Origin of the sequence: Burkholderia ubonensis (genome assembly GCF_902833085.1) — a bacterium.
In the GTDB taxonomy this organism is placed as follows: Bacteria; Pseudomonadota; Gammaproteobacteria; order Burkholderiales; family Burkholderiaceae; genus Burkholderia; species Burkholderia ubonensis.
In genome coordinates, this window is record NZ_CADFEB010000010.1 from 331,529 (window position 1) to 352,272 (window position 20,744).

Sequence of the window (20,744 nt, forward strand, 5' to 3'; positions counted from 1 at the left end):
GACCGTTTAAGCAATTTAGGAACGACATGACGACGATTCTTCTGAAAGAAAACGAGCCGTTCGAAGTGGCGATTCGCCGCTTTCGCCGCGCTATCGAAAAAAATGGCCTGATCGCTGAACTGCGCGAGCGCCAGTCCTACGAAAAGCCGACCGCAGTCCGCAAGCGCAAGAAGGCAGCTGCCGTCAAGCGCCTGCACAAGCGCCTGCGCAGCCAGATGCTGCCGAAGAAGCTCCACTAAGAGCGTCTGACGGTTCGCCGCGAAACGGCGGAGCGTGCTTCGAAAGAAGCCGCTCCGCCGTTTTGCTTTTGGGCGGCGCCCAGGCGGGCGCGAGCGGCGCGGGACAGACGCGCCGCCCGTCCGCTAACGGGCGGCGCCCGCTGCTATCCGCCCGCGCGCCGGCCGCTTGCCGCCCAGCGCCGCGCACTGCGCGTGGCACGGGCAGCCGACCTCGTGATCGTTGACCATGCCGGTCGCCTGCATCAGCGCGTAGCAGATCGTCGAGCCGACGAACTTGCAGCCGTAAGCCTTCAGCGCCTTGCTGAGCGCGTCGGAGCGCTCGGTCGACGCGGGCGCGTCGCGATACGACTGCCACGCGTTCTGGATCGGCGCGTGATCGACGAACGACCACAGGAATTTGGCGAGCGAGCCGTGCTCGTCGCGAATCCGCTGCACGGCCCGCGCGTTCGCGACCGCGGCCTGTACCTTCGCGCGGTTGCGCACGATGCCCGGATCCTGCAGCAGCTTCTCGACGCGTTGCGGGGTGAAGCGCGCGACGGCGTCGACGTCGAAATCGGCGAATGCCGCGCGGTAGCCGGCACGCTTGTTCAGGATCGTCGACCAAGACAGCCCCGCCTGCGCGCCTTCGAGGATCAGCATCTCGAACAGATGGCGGTCGTCGTGCGACGGCACGCCCCATTCGGTATCGTGATAGTGAGCGTCCGCTTCCGTCCTCACCCAGTTGCACCGCTGCGACATCGTGTGCCTCGCTTCCCGTATCGATTCGATCGCGCCAGCATAGCGGAAGCCCGGTACGCGGCAAAGCCGGCCGAACGGCGGATGGGCGCGCGGCGCCGATCCGGTTAAGCTTGGCGCCTGTTCGAATCGGCAGGATGAAGTGATGACGGATATTCTTTTCGCGATCGGCATCGACGGCGGCGGCACCGGCACCCGCGCGGTGCTGGCGGATCGGCAGGGCCGCGAGCTCGCGCAGGGGCGCGGCGGCCCGTCGGGGCTCGGCCTCGGCATCGAGCGCGCGTGGGCGTCGATCGGCGTCGCGTGCGCGGACGCGTTCACGCAAGCGGGTTTCGCGCTCGACTGGTCGCGCTGCGTGCTCGGCTGCGGGCTGGCGGGCGTCAACAACGCGAGCTGGCTCGCGGCGTTCCGCGCGCAGGCGCCGCTCGACGCGCTGGTGGTCGAGAGCGACGCGTATACGACGGTCGTCGGCGCGCACGGCGGCGCGCCGGGGCTGATCGTCGCGCTCGGCACCGGCAGCATCGCGGCGGCGCTCGATCCGGCCGGCGCCTGCCGGATCGCGGGCGGCTTCGGCTTCCCGTCGGGCGACGAGGCGAGCGGCGCGTGGCTCGGCCTGCGCGCGCTCGCGCATGCGCAGCAGGCGCTCGACGGCCGGGTGCCGCGCGATGCGCTGGCCGACGCGCTGCTTGCCGAGATCGGCGCGACGGATCGCGACACGCTCGTCGAGTGGTCGTGCGACGCGAACCAGACCGCCTATGCGCGCCTGGCGCCGATCGTCTTCGCGCATCGCACGCATCCATATGCGGCGGCGCTGATCGCGCAGGCGGGCGACGAGATCGGCAAGATGATCGACGCGCTCGATCCGCAGCGTGCATTGCCGGTCGCGCTGTGCGGCGGGCTCGCCGACGCGCTCGCGCCCGCGGTGCCGGCGCGCCACGCCGGGCGGCTGCGCGCGCCGCTCGAGGATTCCGCGCACGGCGCGCTGAGGCTCGCGCTGAGGTTCGCGTCCGAGGTTCGCATTTGAGGCGGCGCAGGGCGGCCGAGCGGCGCCGGCTTGCCGGGGGCGGCACCGGCCAAGCCGCGCGCGAACCTGACAACTGCCCGACGCGGCCCGGCGCGCGACGCTAGAATAGCGATTCCGCAGAGCCAACCGCGTCTTATCCCGTCCCATGTACAAAGTCATCGCCACCGATCTCGACGGCACCCTGCTGAACAGCGATCACCAGCTCGACCCGTACACGATCGAGACCGTGCGTCGTCTCGACCGCGACGGCCTGCAGTTCATCATCGCGACGGGGCGGCACTATGCGGACGTCGCGGGCATCCGCGACCTGCTCGGCATCCGGCCGTACCTGATCACGTCGAACGGCGCGCGCGTGCATGCGCCCGACGACACGACGATCCACGCGCAGGACATCGATCCGGCGATCGTGCGCCGTCTCGTGCAGCCGGATATCGCCGGCGCGCATGGCCGCGTAATCGTCAACCTGTTCGCCGATCACGGCTGGCTGATCGACCGCGATGCGCCGCACCTGCTCGATTTCCACCAGGATTCGGGTTTCCGCTACGACGTGATCGACATGGCGGCGCATGCGGGCACGGACATCGCGAAGGTGCTGTACATCGGCGAGCCGGCGGATCTGGCAGTCGTCTCCGAACGGTTGCAGGCGCAATTTGGCGACGCGCTGTACGTGACGTACTCGCTGCCCGACTGTCTCGAAGTGATGGCGGCGAACGTGTCGAAGGGCCGCGCGCTGCGCGCGGTGCTCGGGCGGATCGGCGTCGAGACGGGCCACTGCATCGCGTTCGGCGACAACATGAACGACATCGACCTGCTCGAAACCGCGGGCCACGCGTTCATGATGAACAACGCGAACCCCGACCTCGTCGCGCGCCTGCCGCACATTCCGCGGATCGGCAACAACTTCGACGCGGGCGTCGCGCGCCATCTGCGTGTGCTGTTCGCGCTCGAGGGCGACGTCGCGGGGCGCTGAATCTTCTGGTTTACGAAGTGCATTCCCGGCGGCCGGCGCAAGCCCGTCATTCGTGTGAACAGCCCAAATGAAAAACGGGCGCCGACGGCGCCCGTTGAATCTGCCTGCCTCGCTTTTATTCGACAGCGTGAGGCTCGCTGCTCCTGCCCGCTTGACCCCGTAGTGTTTTATGCGCTTGTGCGGGTGGATGCCGACGGCAGCCGGTCGAGGGCGTCGTCGCGCCCCGCGACCAGCGGATAGATGACCCCGGCGAGCGCCGCGCCGATCAGCGGCGCGACCCAGAACAGCCAGAGCTGCCCGATCGCCTCGCCGCCGACGAACAGCGCCGGGCCGGTCGAGCGGGCCGGGTTCACCGACGTGTTGGTGACCGGAATCGAAATCAGGTGGATCAGCGTCAGGCACAGGCCGATCGCGATCGGTGCGAAGCCGACCGGCGCGCGCTTGTCGGTCGCGCCGAGAATCACGAACAGGAAGAAGGCGGTCATCACGACTTCGCAGATGAACGCCGCGCCGAGCGCGTAGTGGCCGGGCGAGCGTTCGCCGAAGCCGTTCGTCGCGAAGCCGCTGCCGACGACGTCGAAGCCGGGCTTGCCGGTCGCGATCAGGTACAGCACGAATGCGCCGAGCGTCGCGCCGATCACCTGCGCGACGATGTACGGCACGAGATCGCGCGCCGGGAAGCGGCCGGCAACCGTCAGGCCCACGCTCACCGCAGGATTCAGATGGCACCCCGAAACATGTCCGATCGCGAACGCCATCGTCAGCACGGTGAGACCGAAGGCCAGCGCGACGCCGGCGAAACCGATGCCGAGCCCCGGAAAGGCCGCTGCCAGCACGGCGCTGCCGCACCCGCCGAGCACCAGCCAGAAGGTGCCGAATACTTCTGCCGCCAGCCGCTGAGAAAGGTTCATGTAGGTCATTTCGTTCAAATGGAGTGAGAGACGACGGCGGCGCACGCTTGCCGCCGCCGCCCTGATTTGGTCTGGATTATAGGAAACGAATCGGGGCCAAGAGGGTCAACGATTGTTAAATAGGAATGCTGGACGAACGGCTTTTATTAGAATAAGTCCGCATTCTCGATATAGCCGTTTCGGTTAAAAATGCCAGCATTTATTGCGACGGGCACGGTGGCAGTGCGGATTGCGTAACGGATGCTTTGTGTCTAGGCTGGAATTGCCGGGGCCGCATCATGAAACAGGGAGCCGAAAATGTCTCAATACGCGAAACTCAAGGCGCAGATCGCTGATTTGCAGGTCCAGGCGGATGAAGTGCGCCGCCAGGAAGTCGAGGCGGTAATTGCCGATGTTCAGCGGGTGATCGCCGAATACGGGCTGACCGCCCAGGATCTGGGATTTGCCGAGCGCGCGCGGCGCGGCCGTCCGCCGAAAAAGGCGCCGCTGCCGGCGAAATACCGCGACCCGAAGTCGGGCGCCACCTGGAGTGGCCGAGGCAAGCCGCCGAATTGGATCGTCGGCAAAAACCGCGACCGTTTTCTGATCGGCTGATGCAGAGGACCTAACGAAAAGAGCCGCATCGTCGATGTGGCTCTTTCGCTATTTGCGGTCGATTCGAGACCGATTCGCGGCCGATTTCGGCGCGCATTTCCACGCCCGTTTCTCGTCCGCTCTTCGACCGTTCTTCGGCCGCGCTTCGCCCGTTTCCGGGTGAATTTGCGCGGGGCGTCAGCCGCCTGCGACCCGGCGCAATGCCGGCTGTTTGGTCGCCGCGCAAAGTGTTTCGTAGGTGTCGACGTAGCGCTGCGCCATCGCTTTCGCGCTGAAGCGCGTGTCGAAGCGCGCGCGGATCGCGTCGCGCGACAGGCTGTCGATCCGGTGCAGTGCGCCGACCGCGCCCTGCACGTCCTCGACGATGAAGCCGGTCACGCCGTCCTCGATCACTTCCGGCACCGAGCCGCGGTTGAACGCGACGACCGGCGTGCCGCACGCCATCGCCTCGATCATCACGAGGCCGAACGGCTCCGGCCAGTCGATCGGGAACAGCAGCGCCTTCGCGCCGGAGAGAAACGCGGGCTTCTGCGCCTCGTTGATCTCGCCGATGAATTCGACGTGCGCCTCGCCGAGCAGCGGTTCGATCACTTCCTTGAAGTAGTCGGCGTCGGCCTTGTCGACCTTCGCGGCGATCTTGAGCGGCAGTCCGCTTTGCGCGGCGATCCGGATCGCGGTGTCGACGCGCTTTTCCGGACAGATCCGGCCGAGGAACGCGAGGTACTCGGGCTTCACGCCAGGTCGCGGTGTGAGCAGCGTGTCGGGCAGCCCGTGATACACGGTGCCGGCCCACGCGGCCTGCGGCAGCGGCTTGCGCTGGTTGTTCGAGATCGACACGACGGGCGCGTCGGGGAACGCGTCGAACACCGGCTGCAGCTCCGGCAGGTCGAGCCGCCCGTGCAGCGTCGTCACGTACGGCGTGTCGAGGCGCGACATCAGCGAGAACGGCAGGTAGTCGAGATGGAAGTGCAGCACGTCGAATTCGTGCGCGACCCGGGCGACCTGCTCGAGCAGGCGCATATGGGGTGCCATCGAATCGCGGATCGACGGATCGAGCCGCAGCGCGCGCGGCCAGGCCGCTTCGAGGCGGGCGGACGTGACCGAGTCGCCGCTCGCGAACAGCGTGACGTCGTGGCCGAGCTCGACGAGGGCTTCGGTGAGGTAGGACACGACGCGCTCGGTGCCGCCGTAGAGTTTCGGCGGAACGGCTTCGTAGAGCGGTGCGATCTGGGCAATGCGCATGGGCGATCTCCGATATCGACCCGGCTCGGCGTTAGAGCGCCTGCTCGGGCCCCATGTAAAACGGTCGATCGGAGCGTATGCTTCAGCGTTGGACTCCGATCCCGGACAAAGCTGCACCGGGGGCGAAGCGTGCCGACGCACGCGGGTGGCGGCGGGCGGCAGCGCTCCGGACGGCAAGCTGGGGGCGGACCGGCAAGCATCGCGCCACCGCCCATTGAAGCATTATCGGGATCGCTCGCAGGGGTTCGAGTGTTTTTGCAAACGCTTAAGGCTTGTTACACGCTGAAATACGAGAAAACCCCGATAAATGGGGTGCGACGCAGAATGTGAGACGGCCAAGTCAATTGTTGCGCGACCGTGAAAAAGTACTATAATTTTTACCGATCCTCGCGCCGAAAGCTCCACCAGCCGGCCTTCCGCGGCAATCTGCCGCGTAAATTCAACAATCTTCCTTTCAATTGCCTTTGTAGGAAAAATTCCTACATGGTTTACAGACAAATCCTGCGCGGCGCACGCCACTTTGCTGATACCGGCATAAAACCCGTTTAGCCAAAATCCCGTTGTAAGACCATAAACATGCCGACTCGCGCCACGAGCCGCGACGTCGAGCAAACGTTTTCATTACACGAATGGCCAAAGGCACTTAACGGGGAAATCATGAGCGCTACCAGCGAAATGCTCAGTGAGATCAAAGAGGTAAACCTGTCGTACCTCCTGCTCGCGCAACGCCTGCTGCGCGAGGACAAGGCGATGGGCATGTTCCGCATGGGAATTTCCGAGGAGCTGGCCGATGTCCTCGGGAACCTCACGCTCGCGCAGACCGTGAAGCTCGCGGCGTCGAACCAGATGCTGTGCCGCTTTCGTTTCGACGATCACGCATTGCTGTCGTCGCTGGCCGACAAGGGCCGCAGCACCGTGGTGTCGCACGCCCATTCGGCGATCCTGATGGCCGGCCAGCCGGTCGAAAGCGTCCGCTGACGCTCCCTGCCCTGCGTTCGTCCCGGCGCGTCGCGCCGGTGGCCGGCGCATGGGCGTCTGATCCGAAGCAACGAGAAGCGCACGGCTAACACTTATGGCAAGCAAAAGCGTCGTGGTCGAGGTGAAGGAAATCACGCTCGCCATCGAACTGATCGAACTGGGTGCCCGGCTGCAGTTGCTGGAGGCGGAGACGAGCCTGTCGCGGGACCGGCTGATCAAGCTGTACAAGGAGCTGAAGGGCGTGTCGCCGCCGAAGGGGATGCTGCCGTTCTCGACCGACTGGTTCATGACGTGGCAGCCGAACATCCACTCGTCGCTGTTCTACAACATCTACCGGTTCATGCAGGACCACGGCCGCTGCGAGCCGATCCAGTCGATCGTGAAGGCGTACCGGCTGTATCTGGAGCACGTGAACCTGTCCGGCGACGAGGCGGCGCTGAGTCTCACGCGCGCGTGGACGCTCGTGCGCTTCTTCGATTCGGGGATGCTGCAGATGACGCCGTGCACGCGCTGCGGCGGCCATTTCGTCGCGCACGCGCATGATCCGCATCAAGGTTTCGTTTGCGGGCTCTGCCAGCCGCCGTCGCGCGCCGGCAAGACCCGCAAGGCGGCGGCCGCGCAGGCAGGGCAGGCGGCGCTCGCGGTCTGAGCCCCTCGGGGCGGGGGCGGCGGGCCGCAGCCGCGCGCCGCGGGCAGGCGAGAGCCGCCGCGGAATGCTGGTAAACACGGCCCGGCGGCCGCCGCGGGGCGCCCAAAGTTTTCCTGCCGACTGCCGTAAACCACTTAACGGCGGTCTCCCCGCCGGTCATTCGTGAGGGACAGGCAGTGCTGATTATCGTGGGAACACTCGTGACGATTTTGTCCGTCTTCGGCGGTTACGCGCTGGCAGGCGGGCATCTGGGCGCATTGATCCAGCCGATCGAAATTCTGATGATCGTCGGCGCGGGCGTGGGCGCGTTCATCCTCGGCAACGGCATGAAGACGATCAAGGCGACCTTGCAAGTGCTGCCGACGCTCTTCAAGGGCTCGAAGTACAACAAGGACGTCTACATGGAGCTGATGGGGCTCCTGTACGTGCTGCTCGCGAAAGCGCGCAAGGAAGGCACGCTGACGCTCGAGGCCGACATCGACGATCCGGACAAGAGCCCGATCTTCACCCAGTATCCGAAGATCCTGGCCGACCGCCACATCGTCGAATTCCTGACCGACTACCTGCGGCTGATGGTCGGCGGCAACATGAACGCGTTCGAGATCGAGAGCCTGATGGACGAGGAGATCGAGACGCATCACGCCGAAGGCGAAGGCCCGGCGCACGCGCTGATGCGCGTCGGCGACGCGATGCCGGCGTTCGGCATCGTCGCGGCCGTGATGGGCGTCGTGCACACGATGGCGTCCGCCGACAAGCCGCCCGCGGTGCTCGGCGCGATGATCGCGCAGGCGCTGGTCGGCACGTTCCTCGGCATCCTGCTGTCGTACGGGCTGATCGGCCCGCTCGCGAGCCTCGCGGAGCAGCGCGTCGCCGAGTCGACGAAGATGTTCCAGTGCATCAAGGTCACGATTCTCGCGAGCCTGAACGGCTACGCGCCGGCGATCGCGGTCGAGTTCGGCCGCAAGGTGCTGTTCTCGACCGAGCGGCCGTCGTTTGCCGAGCTCGAAGAGCACGTGCGCCGCGTGAAGGCGAAGTGACGCGGAGCGCCCGATGAGCAAGAGCAAGGATCGCGCAATCGTCGTCAAGCGGGTGGCCCCGGCGAAGAAGGGCCATCACGGCGGCGCCTGGAAGCTCGCGTATGCGGACTTCATGACCGCGATGATGGCGTTCTTCCTGTTGATGTGGCTGCTGAGCTCGGTGACGCCGGTGCAGCTCAAGGGGATCGCCGAATACTTCAACACGCCGCTGCAGGCCGCGCTGTTCGGCAGCGGCGACCGCAGCTCGCAGGATTCGAGCATCATCAACGGCGGCGGGCGCGACATCTCGAGCGTCGACGCGGGCTCGACGCGCCGCACCGACGGCTCGACCAGCCTCGCGGACCGCGTCGCGAAGAAGAACGACGACGAAGCGCAGGCCCAGGCGCAGGGCTCGCTCGAGCGCCGCGAGCAGGCGCGCCTGCACGACCTGCAGATCAAGCTGATGGCCGCGATCGAGGCCAACCCGACGCTGCGCCAGTTCAAGCAGCAGATCCGCATCGACTCCACGCTGATGGGGCTGCGCATCGAGATCGTCGACACGCAGAAGCGGCCGATGTTCGCGATGTCGAGCGACCACGTCGAGCCGTACATGCGCGACATCCTGCGCGAGATCGGCAAGACGCTGAACGACGTGCCGAACCGCATCATCGTCCAGGGCCACACCGACGCGGTGCCGTACGCGGGCGGCGAAGGCGGCTACAGCAACTGGGAGCTGTCGGCCGACCGCGCGAACGCATCGCGCCGCGAGCTGATCTCGGGCGGCATGGACGAATCGAAGGTGCTGCGCGTGCTCGGCCTTGCGTCGACGCAGAACCTGAACAAGGCCGATCCGCTCGATCCGGAGAACCGCCGGATCAGCGTGATCGTGCTGAATCGCAAATCCGAAGAGGCGCTGATGCGCGACGACGCGACGACCACGACGCTGTCGGCCGACGCCGCGGGCTCGAAGCAGCTCGCGCAGCAGATCGCCCCCCCGGCGACGGTGGGCGTGCGTCCGGCGCTGGCCGGCGCCGCCGCGTCCGCGCCGCGACATTGAGGCTTCCGAGACTGACATGATCCGAACCATTCTTGCCATCGACGACTCCGCGACCATGCGTGCGCTCCTGCAGGGGACGCTCGCGCAGGCCGGCTATGACGTGACGGTTGCGCCGGACGGCGAAGCCGGCTTCGACATGGCGGCCACCGTCGCGTACGACCTGGTGCTGACCGATCAGAACATGCCGCGCAAGAGCGGCCTCGAAGTGATCGCGGCGCTGCGCAAGCTGACCGCCTATGCGGATACGCCGATCCTCGTGCTGACGACCGAGGGCAGCGATGCCTTCAAGGCCGCGGCGCGCGATGCGGGCGCAACCGGCTGGATCGAGAAGCCGATCGACCCGGCCGTGCTGATTGACCTGGTCGCGACGCTGTCCGCGCCGGCCGATTCCTGATTTGACCGCGACGACCTTATCCGGTGACCCGGCATGACTCTCGACATCACTCAGTTCTACCAGACATTCTTCGATGAGGCGGACGAGCTGCTCGCGCAGATGGAGCAGCTGCTGCTGAATCTGGACGTCGACGCGCTCGATCCCGAGGACGGGGCGGCGATCTTCCGCGCCGCGCATTCGATCAAGGGCGGCGCGGCGACCTTCGGCTTCACGGCGCTCACCGAGACGACGCACATCCTCGAATCGCTGCTTGACCGCGTGCGCAACCACGAGCTGAAGCTGACGAAGGAGATGGTCGACGTCTTCCTCGAGGCGAAGGACGTGCTGTCCGACCAGCTCGCCGACTATCGCGCGAGCGCGGAGCCCGATGCGGCAGCCGCCGCGGCGATCTGCGCGAAGCTCGAACGGCTGAAGGCCGGCAGCGGCGCGGGCGAGCCGGCGGCAGCCGCTGCGCCGGCCGCTCCGGCAGCGCCGGTCACGCCGGCGGCATCGGCCGAGGCCGGTGTGCCCGATCACGTCGTCGAGCAGGCGTTCGAGGCCGCGCATCCGGCTGCCGGTGCAGGCGAGCCCGCCGCGGCCGCGGACGCCGGCGGCCCGCACCTGAGGATCACGCTGACCGGCGTCGATGCGAAGGACCGCGAGCTTCTCGCCGAGGAACTCGGCAATCTCGGCCGCATCGTCGGCCGCGAGGAGGCGGGCGGCGACCTGACGCTGTGGCTCGAGTCGGACGTGTCGACCGACGACATCGTCGCGGTCTGCTGCTTCGTGATCGACGAGAGCCAGATCAAGATCGGCCGCGGCACCGCGCCGGCCGCGTCCGCGGACGCACCGGCCGCCGCCGCGCAGCCCGCCGCAGCCCCGGCCGCCCCGGCCGCACCGGCAGCCGCAGCTGCTGCAGCAGCACCGGCGGCCGCCGCCGCGCCGGCTCCGGCCGCGCAGCCCGCCGCACCGGCGCCGCAGGCTGCCGCCGAGCCGGCCGCCCCGCAGGCCGCCCCGCAGGCCGCCGCACAGCCGGCGCCCGCCGCGCAGGCGCACCCGCACCATGACGACAAGCGCGCGCGTCCGGCCGCCGCGGCCGCATCGGGCGGCGAGGGCAGCTCGATCCGCGTCGGCGTCGAGAAGGTCGACCAGCTGATCAACCTGGTCGGCGAGCTCGTGATCACGCAGGCGATGCTCGCGGAAACGGCGAGCGCGTTCGACCCCGCGCTGCACGACCGTCTCTTCAACGGGATGGCGCAGCTCGAGCGCAACGCGCGCGACCTGCAGGAAGCGGTGATGTCGATCCGGATGATGCCGATGGACTACGTGTTCAGCCGCTTCCCGCGGCTCGTGCGCGATCTCGCCGGCAAGCTCGGCAAGCAGGTCGAGCTCGTCACGTTCGGCCAGGCGACCGAGCTCGACAAGAGCCTGATCGAGCGGATCATCGATCCGCTCACCCACCTCGTGCGCAACAGCCTCGACCACGGGATCGAGACCGTCGACAAGCGGCGCGCGGCCGGCAAGGACGCGGTCGGCCAGCTCGTGCTGTCGGCCGCGCATCACGGCGGCAACATCGTGATCGAGGTCAGCGACGACGGCGGCGGCCTGAACCGCGAGCGGATTCTCGCGAAGGCCGCGAAGCAGGGGATGCAGATATCCGACAACATCAGTGACGACGAAGTCTGGCAGCTGATCTTCGCGCCGGGCTTCTCGACCGCCGAGACGGTGACCGACGTGTCGGGCCGCGGCGTCGGCATGGACGTCGTGAAGCGCAACATCCAGTCGATGGGCGGCCACGTCGAGATCTCGTCGCACGCCGGCCGCGGCACGACCACGCGCATCGTGCTGCCGCTCACGCTGGCGATCCTCGACGGGATGTCGGTGAAGGTCGGCGGCGAGATCTTCATCCTGCCGCTCAATTTCGTGATGGAGTCGCTGCAGCCGTCCGCGGACGACATCTACACGGTCGGCAACGGCGAGCGCGTGGTGCGGGTGCGCGGCGAATACCTGCCGCTCGTCGCGCTGCATGAAGTGTTCTCGGTGGACGAGGCGCGCACCGACCCGACCCAGGGGATCGTCACGATCATGGAAACCGAGGGCCGCCGCTTCGCGATGCTGATCGACGAGCTGGTCGGCCAGCAGCAGGTGGTCGTGAAGAACCTCGAAACCAACTACCGCAAGGTGCACGGCATCTCGGCAGCAACGATCCTCGGCGACGGCAGCGTCGCGCTGATCGTCGACGTCGCGGCGCTGAACCGCGAAACCCGTGCGACGCACGGCGCCAATCCGGCCGCCGCGCTCGCATTCTGACTCTCGCCATCAACCGATTTGGGGGCAAACGTGTCTGCTGAAGTCCAAATGATCAATCCGGCCGCGGCGAACGCGGCCACGAGCCGCCGCGACGCGGAGCATGGCGATGCGACGGGTCAGGAGTTCCTCGTCTTCACGCTCGGCGACGAAGAGTACGGAATCGACATCCTGAAGGTGCAGGAGATCCGCGGCTACGACAGCGTCACGCGCATCGCGAACGCGCCCGACTTCATCAAGGGCGTGATCAACCTGCGCGGGATCATCGTGCCGATCGTCGACATGCGGATCAAGTTCCACCTGGGCCGCGTCGAGTACGACCACCAGACCGTCGTGATCATCCTGAACGTGTCGAACCGCGTGGTCGGGATGGTGGTCGACGGCGTGTCCGACGTGCTGACGCTGCAGACCGACGCGATCATGCCCGCGCCGGAATTCGGCGCGACGCTGACGACCGAGTACCTGACGGGCCTCGGCACGGTCGACGGCCGGATGCTGATCCTGATGGACATCGAGAAGCTGATGTCGAGCCGCGAAATGGCGCTGATCGAAACGCTCGGCGTGTAAGCGCGCCGGGCGCAAGGAATTTCGGGAGAATCTGCAATGTTGCAAAACTGGTCGATCCGCACGACGCTCACGGCGGTCGGACTCATCCTCGCGTGCCTCGCCGCGGCGGTCGGCGGGCTCGGCCTCTATGCGCTCCATCACGCGAGCCGTTCGCTCGACGGGATCGCGCATGGCGACCTGCCGGCGATCCATGCGCTCGACGACACGTCGACGTTCCTGCTGCGCGCGCGCGTGTCGCTCGACCGCTTCCGCTCGCTGACCGAAGGCGGCAACGCCGACGAGGCCGGCAAGGTGCTGGCGCGCGCTCAGGAACTGTACGCGAAGTCGAACCAGAACTGGCAGGCGTTCCAGGCGACGCCGAAGGACGGCGTCGACCAGGCGCTCCTCGACGACCTGGCCGCGCGCTACGCGACGATCGTCAAGGACGGCGTGGAGCCGGAGTTCGCTGCCGCGCGCGCCGGCGACCTGGCCGCGTATCACGCGATCGCCGACACGAAGATCAGCCCGATGTTCGTCGCCTACGACCAGGCGGCGGCAGCCGTGATCGGCGCGCTGCAGACGCGCGCGGAAGCGCGCCAGGATGCGACGCAAACGCGGATCTCGCTGATGATCGCGCTGATCACGGCCGGCATCGCGCTGTCGCTCGTGATGGTGGTCGCGATCCGCTTCGCGCTGCGCGGGCTGATCATCCAGCCGCTCGAGCAGGCGGTCGCGCACTTCGAGCGCATCGCCGCGGGCGACCTCACCGAGCCGGTGCAGGTCCAGAGCACGAACGAGATCGGGCGCCTGTTCGGCGGCATCCGCCGGATGCAGGACGCGGTCACCGCGATGGTGCAGTCCGTGCATCGCGGCGCGGAGTCGATCGACGTCGGCGCGCGCGAGATCGCCACCGGCAACACCGACCTGTCGCAGCGCACGGAAGAGCAGGCCGCGTCGCTGCAGGAAACCGCGTCGAGCATGGAGCAGCTGACCGGCACCGTGCGGCAGAACGCCGAGAACGCGCGCCAGGCGAGCCAGCTCGCGGTCAACGCGTCGGACATCGCGACGCAGGGCGGCGACGTGGTCGGCCAGGTGGTCGAGACGATGCAGGACATCGCGACGAGCTCGGGCAAGGTCGTCGACATCATCGGCACGATCGAAGGCATCGCGTTCCAGACCAACATCCTCGCGCTGAACGCGGCGGTGGAAGCGGCGCGCGCCGGCGAGCAGGGCCGCGGCTTCGCGGTCGTCGCCGGCGAGGTGCGCTCGCTCGCGCAGCGCAGCGCGACCGCCGCGAAGGAAATCAAGCAGCTGATCGGCGATTCGGCCGACAAGGTGCAAAGCGGCTCCGAGCTGGTCGCGCGCGCCGGCTCGACGATGGACGAGATCGTGCAGGCCGTGCGCCGCGTGACCGACATCATGGGCGAGATCAGCGCCGCGTCCGAAGAGCAGTCGACCGGCATCGAGCAGGTCAACCGCGCGGTCGGCCAGATGGACGCCGTCACGCAGCAGAACGCCGCGCTCGTCGAGCAGGCCGCGGCCGCCGCCGCGTCGCTCGAGGAGCAGACGCGCCAGATGAAGGCGGTCGTGGCCGGCTGGCGCGTCCTCGGCGGCATCGCGCATGCGGCCGCGCCCGTGCGCTCCGCGCCGCCGGCGCTGCCCGCCGCGCGCCCGGCGCCGCAGCCGGCCGCCGTGCCGGCGCTGCCGCACGCAGGACACTCGGCCCACGCACACGCGCATGAACCGCAGCCCGTGAAGCGCGCCGCGCTCGCCGCCGAACCGAAGGTGTCGTCGGGCGGCTATGCGCCGCGCGTCGCGAAGCCGGCCGCCGCAAAGCCCGCCGCGCCGGCGGCGAAGCCCGCGCTCGTGCGGCCCGCGCTGTCCGGCGAGAAGCCGGCGCCTGCCGCGGCCGGCACGTCCAACGACGACTGGGAGACCTTCTAAGCCATGCTGACTGCGCGCGCTCCGCTTCGTGCCGAATCTCAGGACGCTTCGACCCGGGCCGGTGAGGCCGGGCGCGACTTCGCGTTCACGGCCGCCGACTTCGCGCGCATCCGCACGCTGATCCACCAGCGTGCGGGCATTTCGCTGTCCGAGCACAAGCGCGACATGGCATACAGCCGGCTCGCGCGCCGGCTGCGCGCCCGCGGTCTCGACACGTTTCGCGATTATCTGGACCAGCTCGAGCGGGAGGACGATCCCGTCGAGTGGGAAGCCTTCACCAACGCGTTGACGACGAACCTCACCGCATTCTTCCGCGAGGCGCACCACTTTCCGATCCTCGCCGATTTCGTGAAGGGCCGCGACGCGCCGGTGTCGGTGTGGTGCTCGGCCGCGTCGACCGGCGAGGAGCCGTATTCGATCGCGATCACGCTGATCGAGGCGCTCGGCGACTCGGCTGCGCGCAGCGCGTCGATCCTCGCGACCGACCTCGACACGCAGGTGCTCGCGAAGGCCGAGGCCGGCATCTACACGTACGACCAGGTCAAGCACCTGTCGCCGGAGCGCCTGAAGCGCTTCTTCCTGAAGGGCACGGGCGCGCAGGCCGGCCGCGTGAAGGTGCGCCCGGAGCTGCGCGCGATGATCCGCTTCGAGCAGCTCAACCTGACCGATGCCGACTACGGGATCGGCAAGCCGTTCGATGCGATCTTCTGCCGCAACGTGATGATCTACTTCGACAAGCCGACGCAGGGGCAGGTGCTGTCCCGCTTCGAGCCGCTCGTGAAGCCGGGCGGCCTGCTGTTCGCCGGCCACTCGGAGAACTTCACGTACGTCACGCAGGCGTTCCGGCTGCGCGGCCAGACGGTCTATGAGCTGACGCGCGACGCGTCGCGCCTGGCCGCGTCCGGCGGCGCCGCGCCGCGCGCGCGCATGGGCGGGGCCGCGACGCCGGCCGTCGGGGAACGCCGATGAGTGCGCTGCCGATCGCGACCAACCGTTACTTCGACAGCCACTTCGGCCTGCCGGGCGTGAAGCTGCTGCCGAACGAGTTCTACACGACCGGCGAAGACATGGTGCTGATGACCGTGCTCGGCTCGTGCGTCGCCGCGTGCCTGCACGATCCGTACGCGGGCATCGGCGGAATGAACCACTTCATGTTGCCCGACGACGGCGCGGACGCCTGCGCGGCCGCGTCCGAGTCGATGCGCTACGGCGCGTACGCGATGGAAGTGCTGATCAACGAAATGATCAAGGCGGGCGGCCGCCGCGAGCGCTTCGAGGCGAAGGTGTTCGGCGGCGCGGCCGTGCTGGCCGGCATGACGACGATCAACATCGGCGACCGCAATTCGGACTTCGTGCGCCGCTATCTCGCGCTCGAGCGCATCCGGATCACGGCGGAAGACCTGCAGGGCGTGCATCCTCGCAAGGTCGCGTTCATGCCGCATTCGGGGCGCGCGGCGGTGAAGAAGTTGCGTTTGCAGGTACATGGCGTCACGGAGCGCGAAGCCGCTCTCGCGCGCGCGGCCGAAGCCGGCAGCGCCGCGCGGCCGCGCCCGCACGTCGAGCTGTTCAGCACGCCGGCGACGCGGCCCGCGCCGGGCCAGCCCGGCGCGAACCCGCTCGCGAAGCAGCCGGGCGCGGCCCAGCCGGCGCGTGCGCGCATCGAGCTGTTCGGCGCGCGCGGCGGTGCGGGGGCGGGCGGTTCGGCCGCCGGAAGCCCATACGCGGGCGGCCGCTACGCCCAGACGATATCGAAATAGCAGGAGGCAAGAACGCAGTGCAAAAGATCAAGGTATTGTGCGTCGACGATTCGGCGCTGATTCGCAGCCTGATGACCGAGATCATCAATGGCCAGCCCGACATGGAAGTGTGCGCGACCGCGCCGGACCCGCTCGTCGCGCGCGATCTCATCAAGCAGCACAACCCGGACGTCCTGACGCTCGACGTCGAAATGCCGCGCATGGACGGGCTCGACTTCCTCGAGAAGCTGATGCGCCTGCGGCCGATGCCGGTCGTGATGGTTTCGTCGCTGACCGAGCGCGGCTCGGAAATCACGCTGCGCGCGCTCGAGCTGGGCGCGGTCGACTTCGTCACGAAGCCGCGCGTCGGCATCCGCGACGGGATGCTCGACTACGCGGAGAAGCTCGCCGACAAGATCCGCGCGGCGTCGCGCGCCCGCGTGCGGCAGGCGCCGCAGCCGCAGGCCGCCGCCGCGCGCGCGGCAAGCGGCCATCCCGCTGCGCCGATGCTGAACAACCCGCTCGTCAGTACCGAAAAGCTGATCATCGTCGGCGCATCGACGGGCGGCACCGAGGCGATCCGCGAAGTGCTGACTCCGCTGCCGCCGGATGCGCCGGCGGTGCTGATCGCGCAGCACATGCCGCCCGGCTTCACGAAGTCGTTCGCGCAGCGCCTGAACGGCCTGTGCCGGATCGCGGTGAAGGAAGCCGAGCACGGCGAGCGGGTGCTGCCCGGCCACGCGTACATCGCGCCGGGCCATGCGCACCTGCTGCTGGCCCGCAGCGGCGCGAACTACATCGCGCAGCTGTCCGACGAGCCGCCGGTCAACCGGCACCGGCCGTCGGTCGACGTGCTGTTCCGCTCGGCGGCGACGCACGCCGGCAAGAACGCGATCGGCGTGATCCTGACCGGGATGGGCCGCGACGGCGCGGCGGGCCTGCTGGAGATGAAGCGCGCGGGCGCTTACACGTTCGCGCAGGACGAGGCGAGCTGCATCGTGTTCGGGATGCCGCGCGAGGCGATCGCGCTGGGCGGCGCGGAAGAGGTCGTGCCGCTCGCCGACATGAGCCGCCGCGTGATGTCGCGTCTCGCGGATCGCGTGCAGCGCGTATAAGGAATTGTGACGGACGCGCGCTATCATGCACGCGTCCCGACGAAACGAATCTGGAAAGGAACAATGATGGACAAGAGCATGAAAATCCTGGTGGTGGACGACTTCCCGACGATGCGCCGGATCGTCCGCAACCTGCTCAAGGAATTGGGCTACACGAACGTCGACGAGGCCGAGGACGGCGCGGCCGGCCTCGCGCGGCTGCGCGGCGGCGGCTTCGACTTCGTGATCTCCGACTGGAACATGCCGAACCTCGACGGCCTCGCGATGCTGAAGGAAATCCGCGCGGACGCGACGCTCACGCACCTGCCGGTGCTGATGGTCACGGCCGAGTCGAAGAAGGAGAACATCATCGCGGCCGCGCAGGCCGGCGCGAGCGGCTATGTCGTGAAGCCGTTCACGGCGGCGGTGCTCGACGAGAAGCTGACCAAGATCATCGAGAAGATGGCCAAGACCGGGAGCTGACGTGAACGAGCCGATCCATGCGGCGATGGCGGGCGCGGGCTTTGCCGCCGACAGCCACCCTGAAGGCACCGATCTGGCAGCCGACCGCATCCTCGCGCGCATTGGCTCCGTCACGCGCGCGCTGCGCGACTCGATGCGCGAGCTCGGGCTCGACAAGCACGTCGAGCGCGCGGCGGAAGCCGTGCCGGACGCGCGCGACCGGCTGCGCTACGTTGCGACGATGACCGAGCAGGCGGCCGAGCGCGTGCTGACCGCGATCGAGGTCGCGAAGCCGATGCAGGAGCGCATGCAGAACGAGGCCGAGGCGCTCGACGCGCGCTGGGCGCAGTGGTATGCGGCGCCGATCGAGCGCACGGAGGTCCGCGAGCTGATGGACGACACGCGCGCGTTCCTGCGCGCGCTGCCGGAGTCCACGTCCGCGACCAGCGCGCAGCTGCTCGAGATCATGCTCGCGCAGGACTTCCAGGATCTGACCGGGCAGGTGATCAAGAAGATCATGGACATGGTCTACCTGATCGAGCAGCAGCTGCTGACCGTGCTGGTCGAGAACATCGCGCCGGAGCGGCGCGAGCAGTTCGCGGCGACCGCGGCCGCGCTCGCGGCCGAGCAGCCGGTGAGCAGCACCGGCAGCCCCGCGTCGCTGCTGAACGGCCCGCAGATCAATCCGGAAGGCAAGACCGACGTCGTCCAGGACCAGGCGCAGGTCGACGACCTGCTCGCAAGCCTCGGCTTCTGACGATCCCGCGGGCGCGGCGCTCGCCCGCGCCCGCCCGGGCCCCCGCGCGGCGGCCGTTCCGGCCGCGCCCCGGCGGCACGGCCCCCGGGCGAATCCTCATACGCGTCATTGACACTTCGTTACACTCCGCAGGCATACTACGCTTCAAGCTGTATCAGAATCATCGTTCGTCGGTTCGTCTGACATGATGCGACGGCGTCGCGGTTCGCACCGCGCTCGCCGTCGACAACGAGGCAATTCCCTGGGGGGGAACGTGAAACTGAAACGTCTGGGCTGTGCCGTTGCGTGCGCGACGGCCTCGATGGGCGTGCTGTGGAGCATCCACGCGCACGCGGAACTGGGCGGCGCGCCGATGTCGCCGCCGGCGGACGACCATACCGCCACCGTGCGCGCGCTGCAGCGCGCGATGCGCGCGGCCGACGGCTCGTCGGCGAACACGCCCGCCTATACGGTGCGCGAGCTTTCGCTTGCGTCCGGCACCGTGATCCATGAATACACGTCCGCCGCCGGCACCGTGTTCGGCGTCGCGTGGCGCGGCCCGTCGATGCCCGATCTCGGGCAGGTGTTCGGCAGCTATCTTCCGCAGTACAAGGCCGGCGTCGAAGCGGCGCACGCGGCGCGCGGCTGGCGCGCGCCCGTGTCGGTCGACTCGAGCGCCATCGTGATCCGGACGGGCGGCCACATGGGCTCGTTCTCGGGGCAAGCCTGGCTGCCGCAGGCGCTGCCTGCCGGCGTGACCGGCAACGACATCCAGTGACCGGGAGAGCGATCTTGCGAATTTCTCGTACCTTCATTCGCTGGCTCGGCGCACTGAGCCTCGCGGCCGCCACGGCCCTGCTCGTCGCCGCATGCGGCGGCGGTGACGGCGGCGGCAGCTCCCCGCCGCCGCCCGCGCCCACCGCGTCGAACACCGCGGTCATCACCGTCGGCCGCGGCGTCGCGAACGTCATCAATATCCCGACCGTCAGCGTGACGGTCTGCGCGCCTGGCACGTCGAACTGCCAGGTCGTCGACAACGTGCTGGTCGATACCGCGTCGTACGGGCTGCGGCTCGTCAGCGACGCGGTGCCGGGCGTGCTGGGCAGCTTGCCCGTGACCACCGTGAACGGCGCGCCGCTCGCCGAGTGCGGCAAGTTCGTGTCGACCTACACATGGGGCTCGGTGCGTACCGCCGACCTGAAGATCGGCGGCGAAACGGCCAGCTCGCTGCCCGTGCAGATTCTCGGCGACCTCGGCACCACCAACGTCCCGACCTCGTGCACCAACAACGGTACAGCCGCCAACTCGGCGGGCGCGCTCGGCGCGAACGGCATCCTCGGCATCGGGCCGGCGCCGCTCGATTGCGGCGCGACCTGCACGACGTCGACGTCGTCGCTCAGCAACAACTACTACGCGTGCCCGAACGGCAATGCGAGCTGCAACGTGACGCTCGTGCCGCTCGCGCAGCAGGTGGCCAATCCGGTGCAGCGTTTCGCGAGCGACAACAATGGCGTGATCGTGCAGATGTCGGGCATCTCGGCCAACGGCGAGGCGAGCGCGACGGGGCTGCTGACGTTCGGCATCGGCACGCAGGCCAACAACAAGCTGGGCGCGTCGAACGTGCTGCCGTCCACGACGGCGGGCGACGTCACCGCGTCGTTCCTCGGCCGCACGTTGTCGCCGGCGGCCGGTGGCGGCGCGTTCTTCGATACGGGCTCGAACGCCTATTTCTTCGACGACTCGCAGACGATTTGCACGCGCAATTCATCGTTTTACTGTCCGTCGTCGGGGACCGTGACCTATACGGCGACGCTCACGGGCCAGAACGGTGCGCAGGCGACGGTGACCATGCCGGTCGCGAATGCGGATACGCTGTTCGCGAACCCGTCGACGTACGCGTTCAACGATATCGGGGGGCCTTTCAGTAAAACGCCGGTCTCGAACCCGGCGCCATGGCTCGATATCGGCCTGCCGCATTTCTACGGCAAGACGATCTACTTCGGGATGGACCTGCGCGGCAGCGGCGGCGCCGCGCCCTACGTCGCATTCTGAGCGGCGGCGGGCGGACCGCATGACAAAGGGGGCGAGCGATCGCCCCCTTTTTTATTTATCCGGCTTTCGATTTTTCAAT

Annotated in this window: 22 protein-coding genes; 19 read left to right on the plus strand and 3 right to left on the minus strand. The window is 68.2% G+C overall.

Annotation, left to right across the window (positions count from 1 at the left end; genetic code table 11):
• The first annotated feature begins 26 nt into the window (after nt 1–26).
• A complete protein-coding gene (gene rpsU, locus HWX31_RS27805; protein ID WP_006401410.1) occupies nt 27–239 on the plus strand; it encodes a 30S ribosomal protein S21 in 213 nt (70 codons plus the stop codon).
• Nucleotides 240–362: 123 nt separating this feature from the next.
• Here rpsU and HWX31_RS27810 read toward each other — a convergent pair whose 3' ends face one another.
• Complete coding sequence (locus tag HWX31_RS27810) at nt 363–977, minus strand: DNA-3-methyladenine glycosylase I (RefSeq protein ID WP_174960467.1); 615 nt, start codon at nt 975–977, stop codon at nt 363–365.
• A gap of 142 nt (nt 978–1,119) precedes the next feature.
• On the opposite strand from HWX31_RS27810, the gene HWX31_RS27815 reads away from it, so the two are divergent.
• Both HWX31_RS27815 and HWX31_RS27820 read left to right on the plus strand, forming a co-directional pair.
• Complete coding sequence (locus tag HWX31_RS27815; RefSeq protein ID WP_174960465.1) at nt 1,120–1,998, plus strand: glucosamine kinase nucleotide-binding domain-containing protein; 879 nt, start codon at nt 1,120–1,122, stop codon at nt 1,996–1,998.
• 145 nt (nt 1,999–2,143) lie between these two features.
• Nucleotides 2,144–2,968, plus strand: a complete 825-nt coding sequence (locus HWX31_RS27820; protein ID WP_174960463.1) for a Cof-type HAD-IIB family hydrolase — start codon at nt 2,144–2,146, stop codon at nt 2,966–2,968.
• Nucleotides 2,969–3,135: 167 nt separating this feature from the next.
• Here HWX31_RS27820 and aqpZ read toward each other — a convergent pair whose 3' ends face one another.
• Nucleotides 3,136–3,879 (minus strand): aquaporin Z, encoded by a 744-nt coding sequence (gene aqpZ / locus HWX31_RS27825; protein WP_174960461.1) that lies wholly within the window; start codon nt 3,877–3,879, stop codon nt 3,136–3,138.
• Nucleotides 3,880–4,176: 297 nt separating this feature from the next.
• Between aqpZ and HWX31_RS27830 the strand changes: the two genes are divergently transcribed.
• The gene (locus tag HWX31_RS27830) at nt 4,177–4,473 is read left to right on the plus strand and encodes an H-NS histone family protein (protein ID WP_174960459.1); all 297 of its coding nucleotides are present in this window, start codon (nt 4,177–4,179) and stop codon (nt 4,471–4,473) included.
• 177 nt (nt 4,474–4,650) lie between these two features.
• On the opposite strand, the gene HWX31_RS27835 is transcribed toward HWX31_RS27830, so the two are convergent.
• Nucleotides 4,651–5,715, minus strand: a complete 1,065-nt coding sequence (locus HWX31_RS27835) for a glycosyltransferase family 4 protein (RefSeq protein WP_174960457.1) — start codon at nt 5,713–5,715, stop codon at nt 4,651–4,653.
• A 657-nt stretch (nt 5,716–6,372) separates the two neighbouring features.
• On the opposite strand from HWX31_RS27835, the gene flhD reads away from it, so the two are divergent.
• The 15 genes from flhD (at nt 6,373) to HWX31_RS27910 (ending at nt 20,665) form a co-directional block, all read left to right on the plus strand.
• A complete protein-coding gene (gene flhD, locus HWX31_RS27840) occupies nt 6,373–6,693 on the plus strand; it encodes a flagellar transcriptional regulator FlhD (protein ID WP_010093028.1) in 321 nt (106 codons plus the stop codon).
• 94 nt (nt 6,694–6,787) lie between these two features.
• On the plus strand, nt 6,788–7,342 hold the full coding sequence (gene flhC / locus HWX31_RS27845; RefSeq protein WP_174960455.1) for a flagellar transcriptional regulator FlhC: 555 nt from the start codon (nt 6,788–6,790) through the stop codon (nt 7,340–7,342).
• A 176-nt stretch (nt 7,343–7,518) separates the two neighbouring features.
• A complete protein-coding gene (gene motA / locus HWX31_RS27850) occupies nt 7,519–8,379 on the plus strand; it encodes a flagellar motor stator protein MotA (protein WP_017334904.1) in 861 nt (286 codons plus the stop codon).
• Nucleotides 8,380–8,392: 13 nt separating this feature from the next.
• Entirely contained in the window at nt 8,393–9,415 is a 1,023-nt protein-coding gene (gene motB, locus HWX31_RS27855) for a flagellar motor protein MotB (protein WP_059609377.1), read from the plus strand.
• 16 nt (nt 9,416–9,431) lie between these two features.
• Complete coding sequence (locus tag HWX31_RS27860; protein WP_010093024.1) at nt 9,432–9,809, plus strand: response regulator; 378 nt, start codon at nt 9,432–9,434, stop codon at nt 9,807–9,809.
• Nucleotides 9,810–9,842: 33 nt separating this feature from the next.
• Nucleotides 9,843–12,098, plus strand: coding sequence for a chemotaxis protein CheA (gene cheA / locus HWX31_RS27865; protein ID WP_175933986.1), 2,256 nt, complete (start codon nt 9,843–9,845; stop codon nt 12,096–12,098).
• Nucleotides 12,099–12,146: 48 nt separating this feature from the next.
• Complete coding sequence (cheW, locus tag HWX31_RS27870) at nt 12,147–12,662, plus strand: chemotaxis protein CheW (protein WP_010093021.1); 516 nt, start codon at nt 12,147–12,149, stop codon at nt 12,660–12,662.
• Nucleotides 12,663–12,698: 36 nt separating this feature from the next.
• Complete coding sequence (locus tag HWX31_RS27875; RefSeq protein WP_175933987.1) at nt 12,699–14,585, plus strand: methyl-accepting chemotaxis protein; 1,887 nt, start codon at nt 12,699–12,701, stop codon at nt 14,583–14,585.
• 3 nt (nt 14,586–14,588) lie between these two features.
• Nucleotides 14,589–15,554, plus strand: a complete 966-nt coding sequence (locus tag HWX31_RS27880; RefSeq protein ID WP_174966093.1) for a CheR family methyltransferase — start codon at nt 14,589–14,591, stop codon at nt 15,552–15,554.
• A complete protein-coding gene (gene cheD / locus HWX31_RS27885) occupies nt 15,551–16,342 on the plus strand; it encodes a chemoreceptor glutamine deamidase CheD (RefSeq protein WP_174966092.1) in 792 nt (263 codons plus the stop codon). The genes HWX31_RS27880 and cheD overlap by 4 nt, the downstream gene beginning before the upstream one ends.
• Nucleotides 16,343–16,359: 17 nt before the next feature.
• Nucleotides 16,360–17,436, plus strand: coding sequence for a protein-glutamate methylesterase/protein-glutamine glutaminase (locus HWX31_RS27890; protein ID WP_042586784.1), 1,077 nt, complete (start codon nt 16,360–16,362; stop codon nt 17,434–17,436).
• A 66-nt stretch (nt 17,437–17,502) separates the two neighbouring features.
• A complete protein-coding gene (gene cheY, locus HWX31_RS27895) occupies nt 17,503–17,898 on the plus strand; it encodes a chemotaxis response regulator CheY (RefSeq protein ID WP_174966094.1) in 396 nt (131 codons plus the stop codon).
• A 1-nt stretch (nt 17,899) separates the two neighbouring features.
• Complete coding sequence (gene cheZ, locus HWX31_RS27900; RefSeq protein WP_174966091.1) at nt 17,900–18,634, plus strand: protein phosphatase CheZ; 735 nt, start codon at nt 17,900–17,902, stop codon at nt 18,632–18,634.
• 253 nt (nt 18,635–18,887) lie between these two features.
• Nucleotides 18,888–19,391, plus strand: coding sequence for a DUF2844 domain-containing protein (locus HWX31_RS27905; protein ID WP_174966090.1), 504 nt, complete (start codon nt 18,888–18,890; stop codon nt 19,389–19,391).
• Between the two features lie 14 nt (nt 19,392–19,405).
• A complete protein-coding gene (locus HWX31_RS27910) occupies nt 19,406–20,665 on the plus strand; it encodes a DUF3443 domain-containing protein (RefSeq protein WP_174966089.1) in 1,260 nt (419 codons plus the stop codon).
• Nucleotides 20,666–20,744 lie beyond the last annotated feature (79 nt).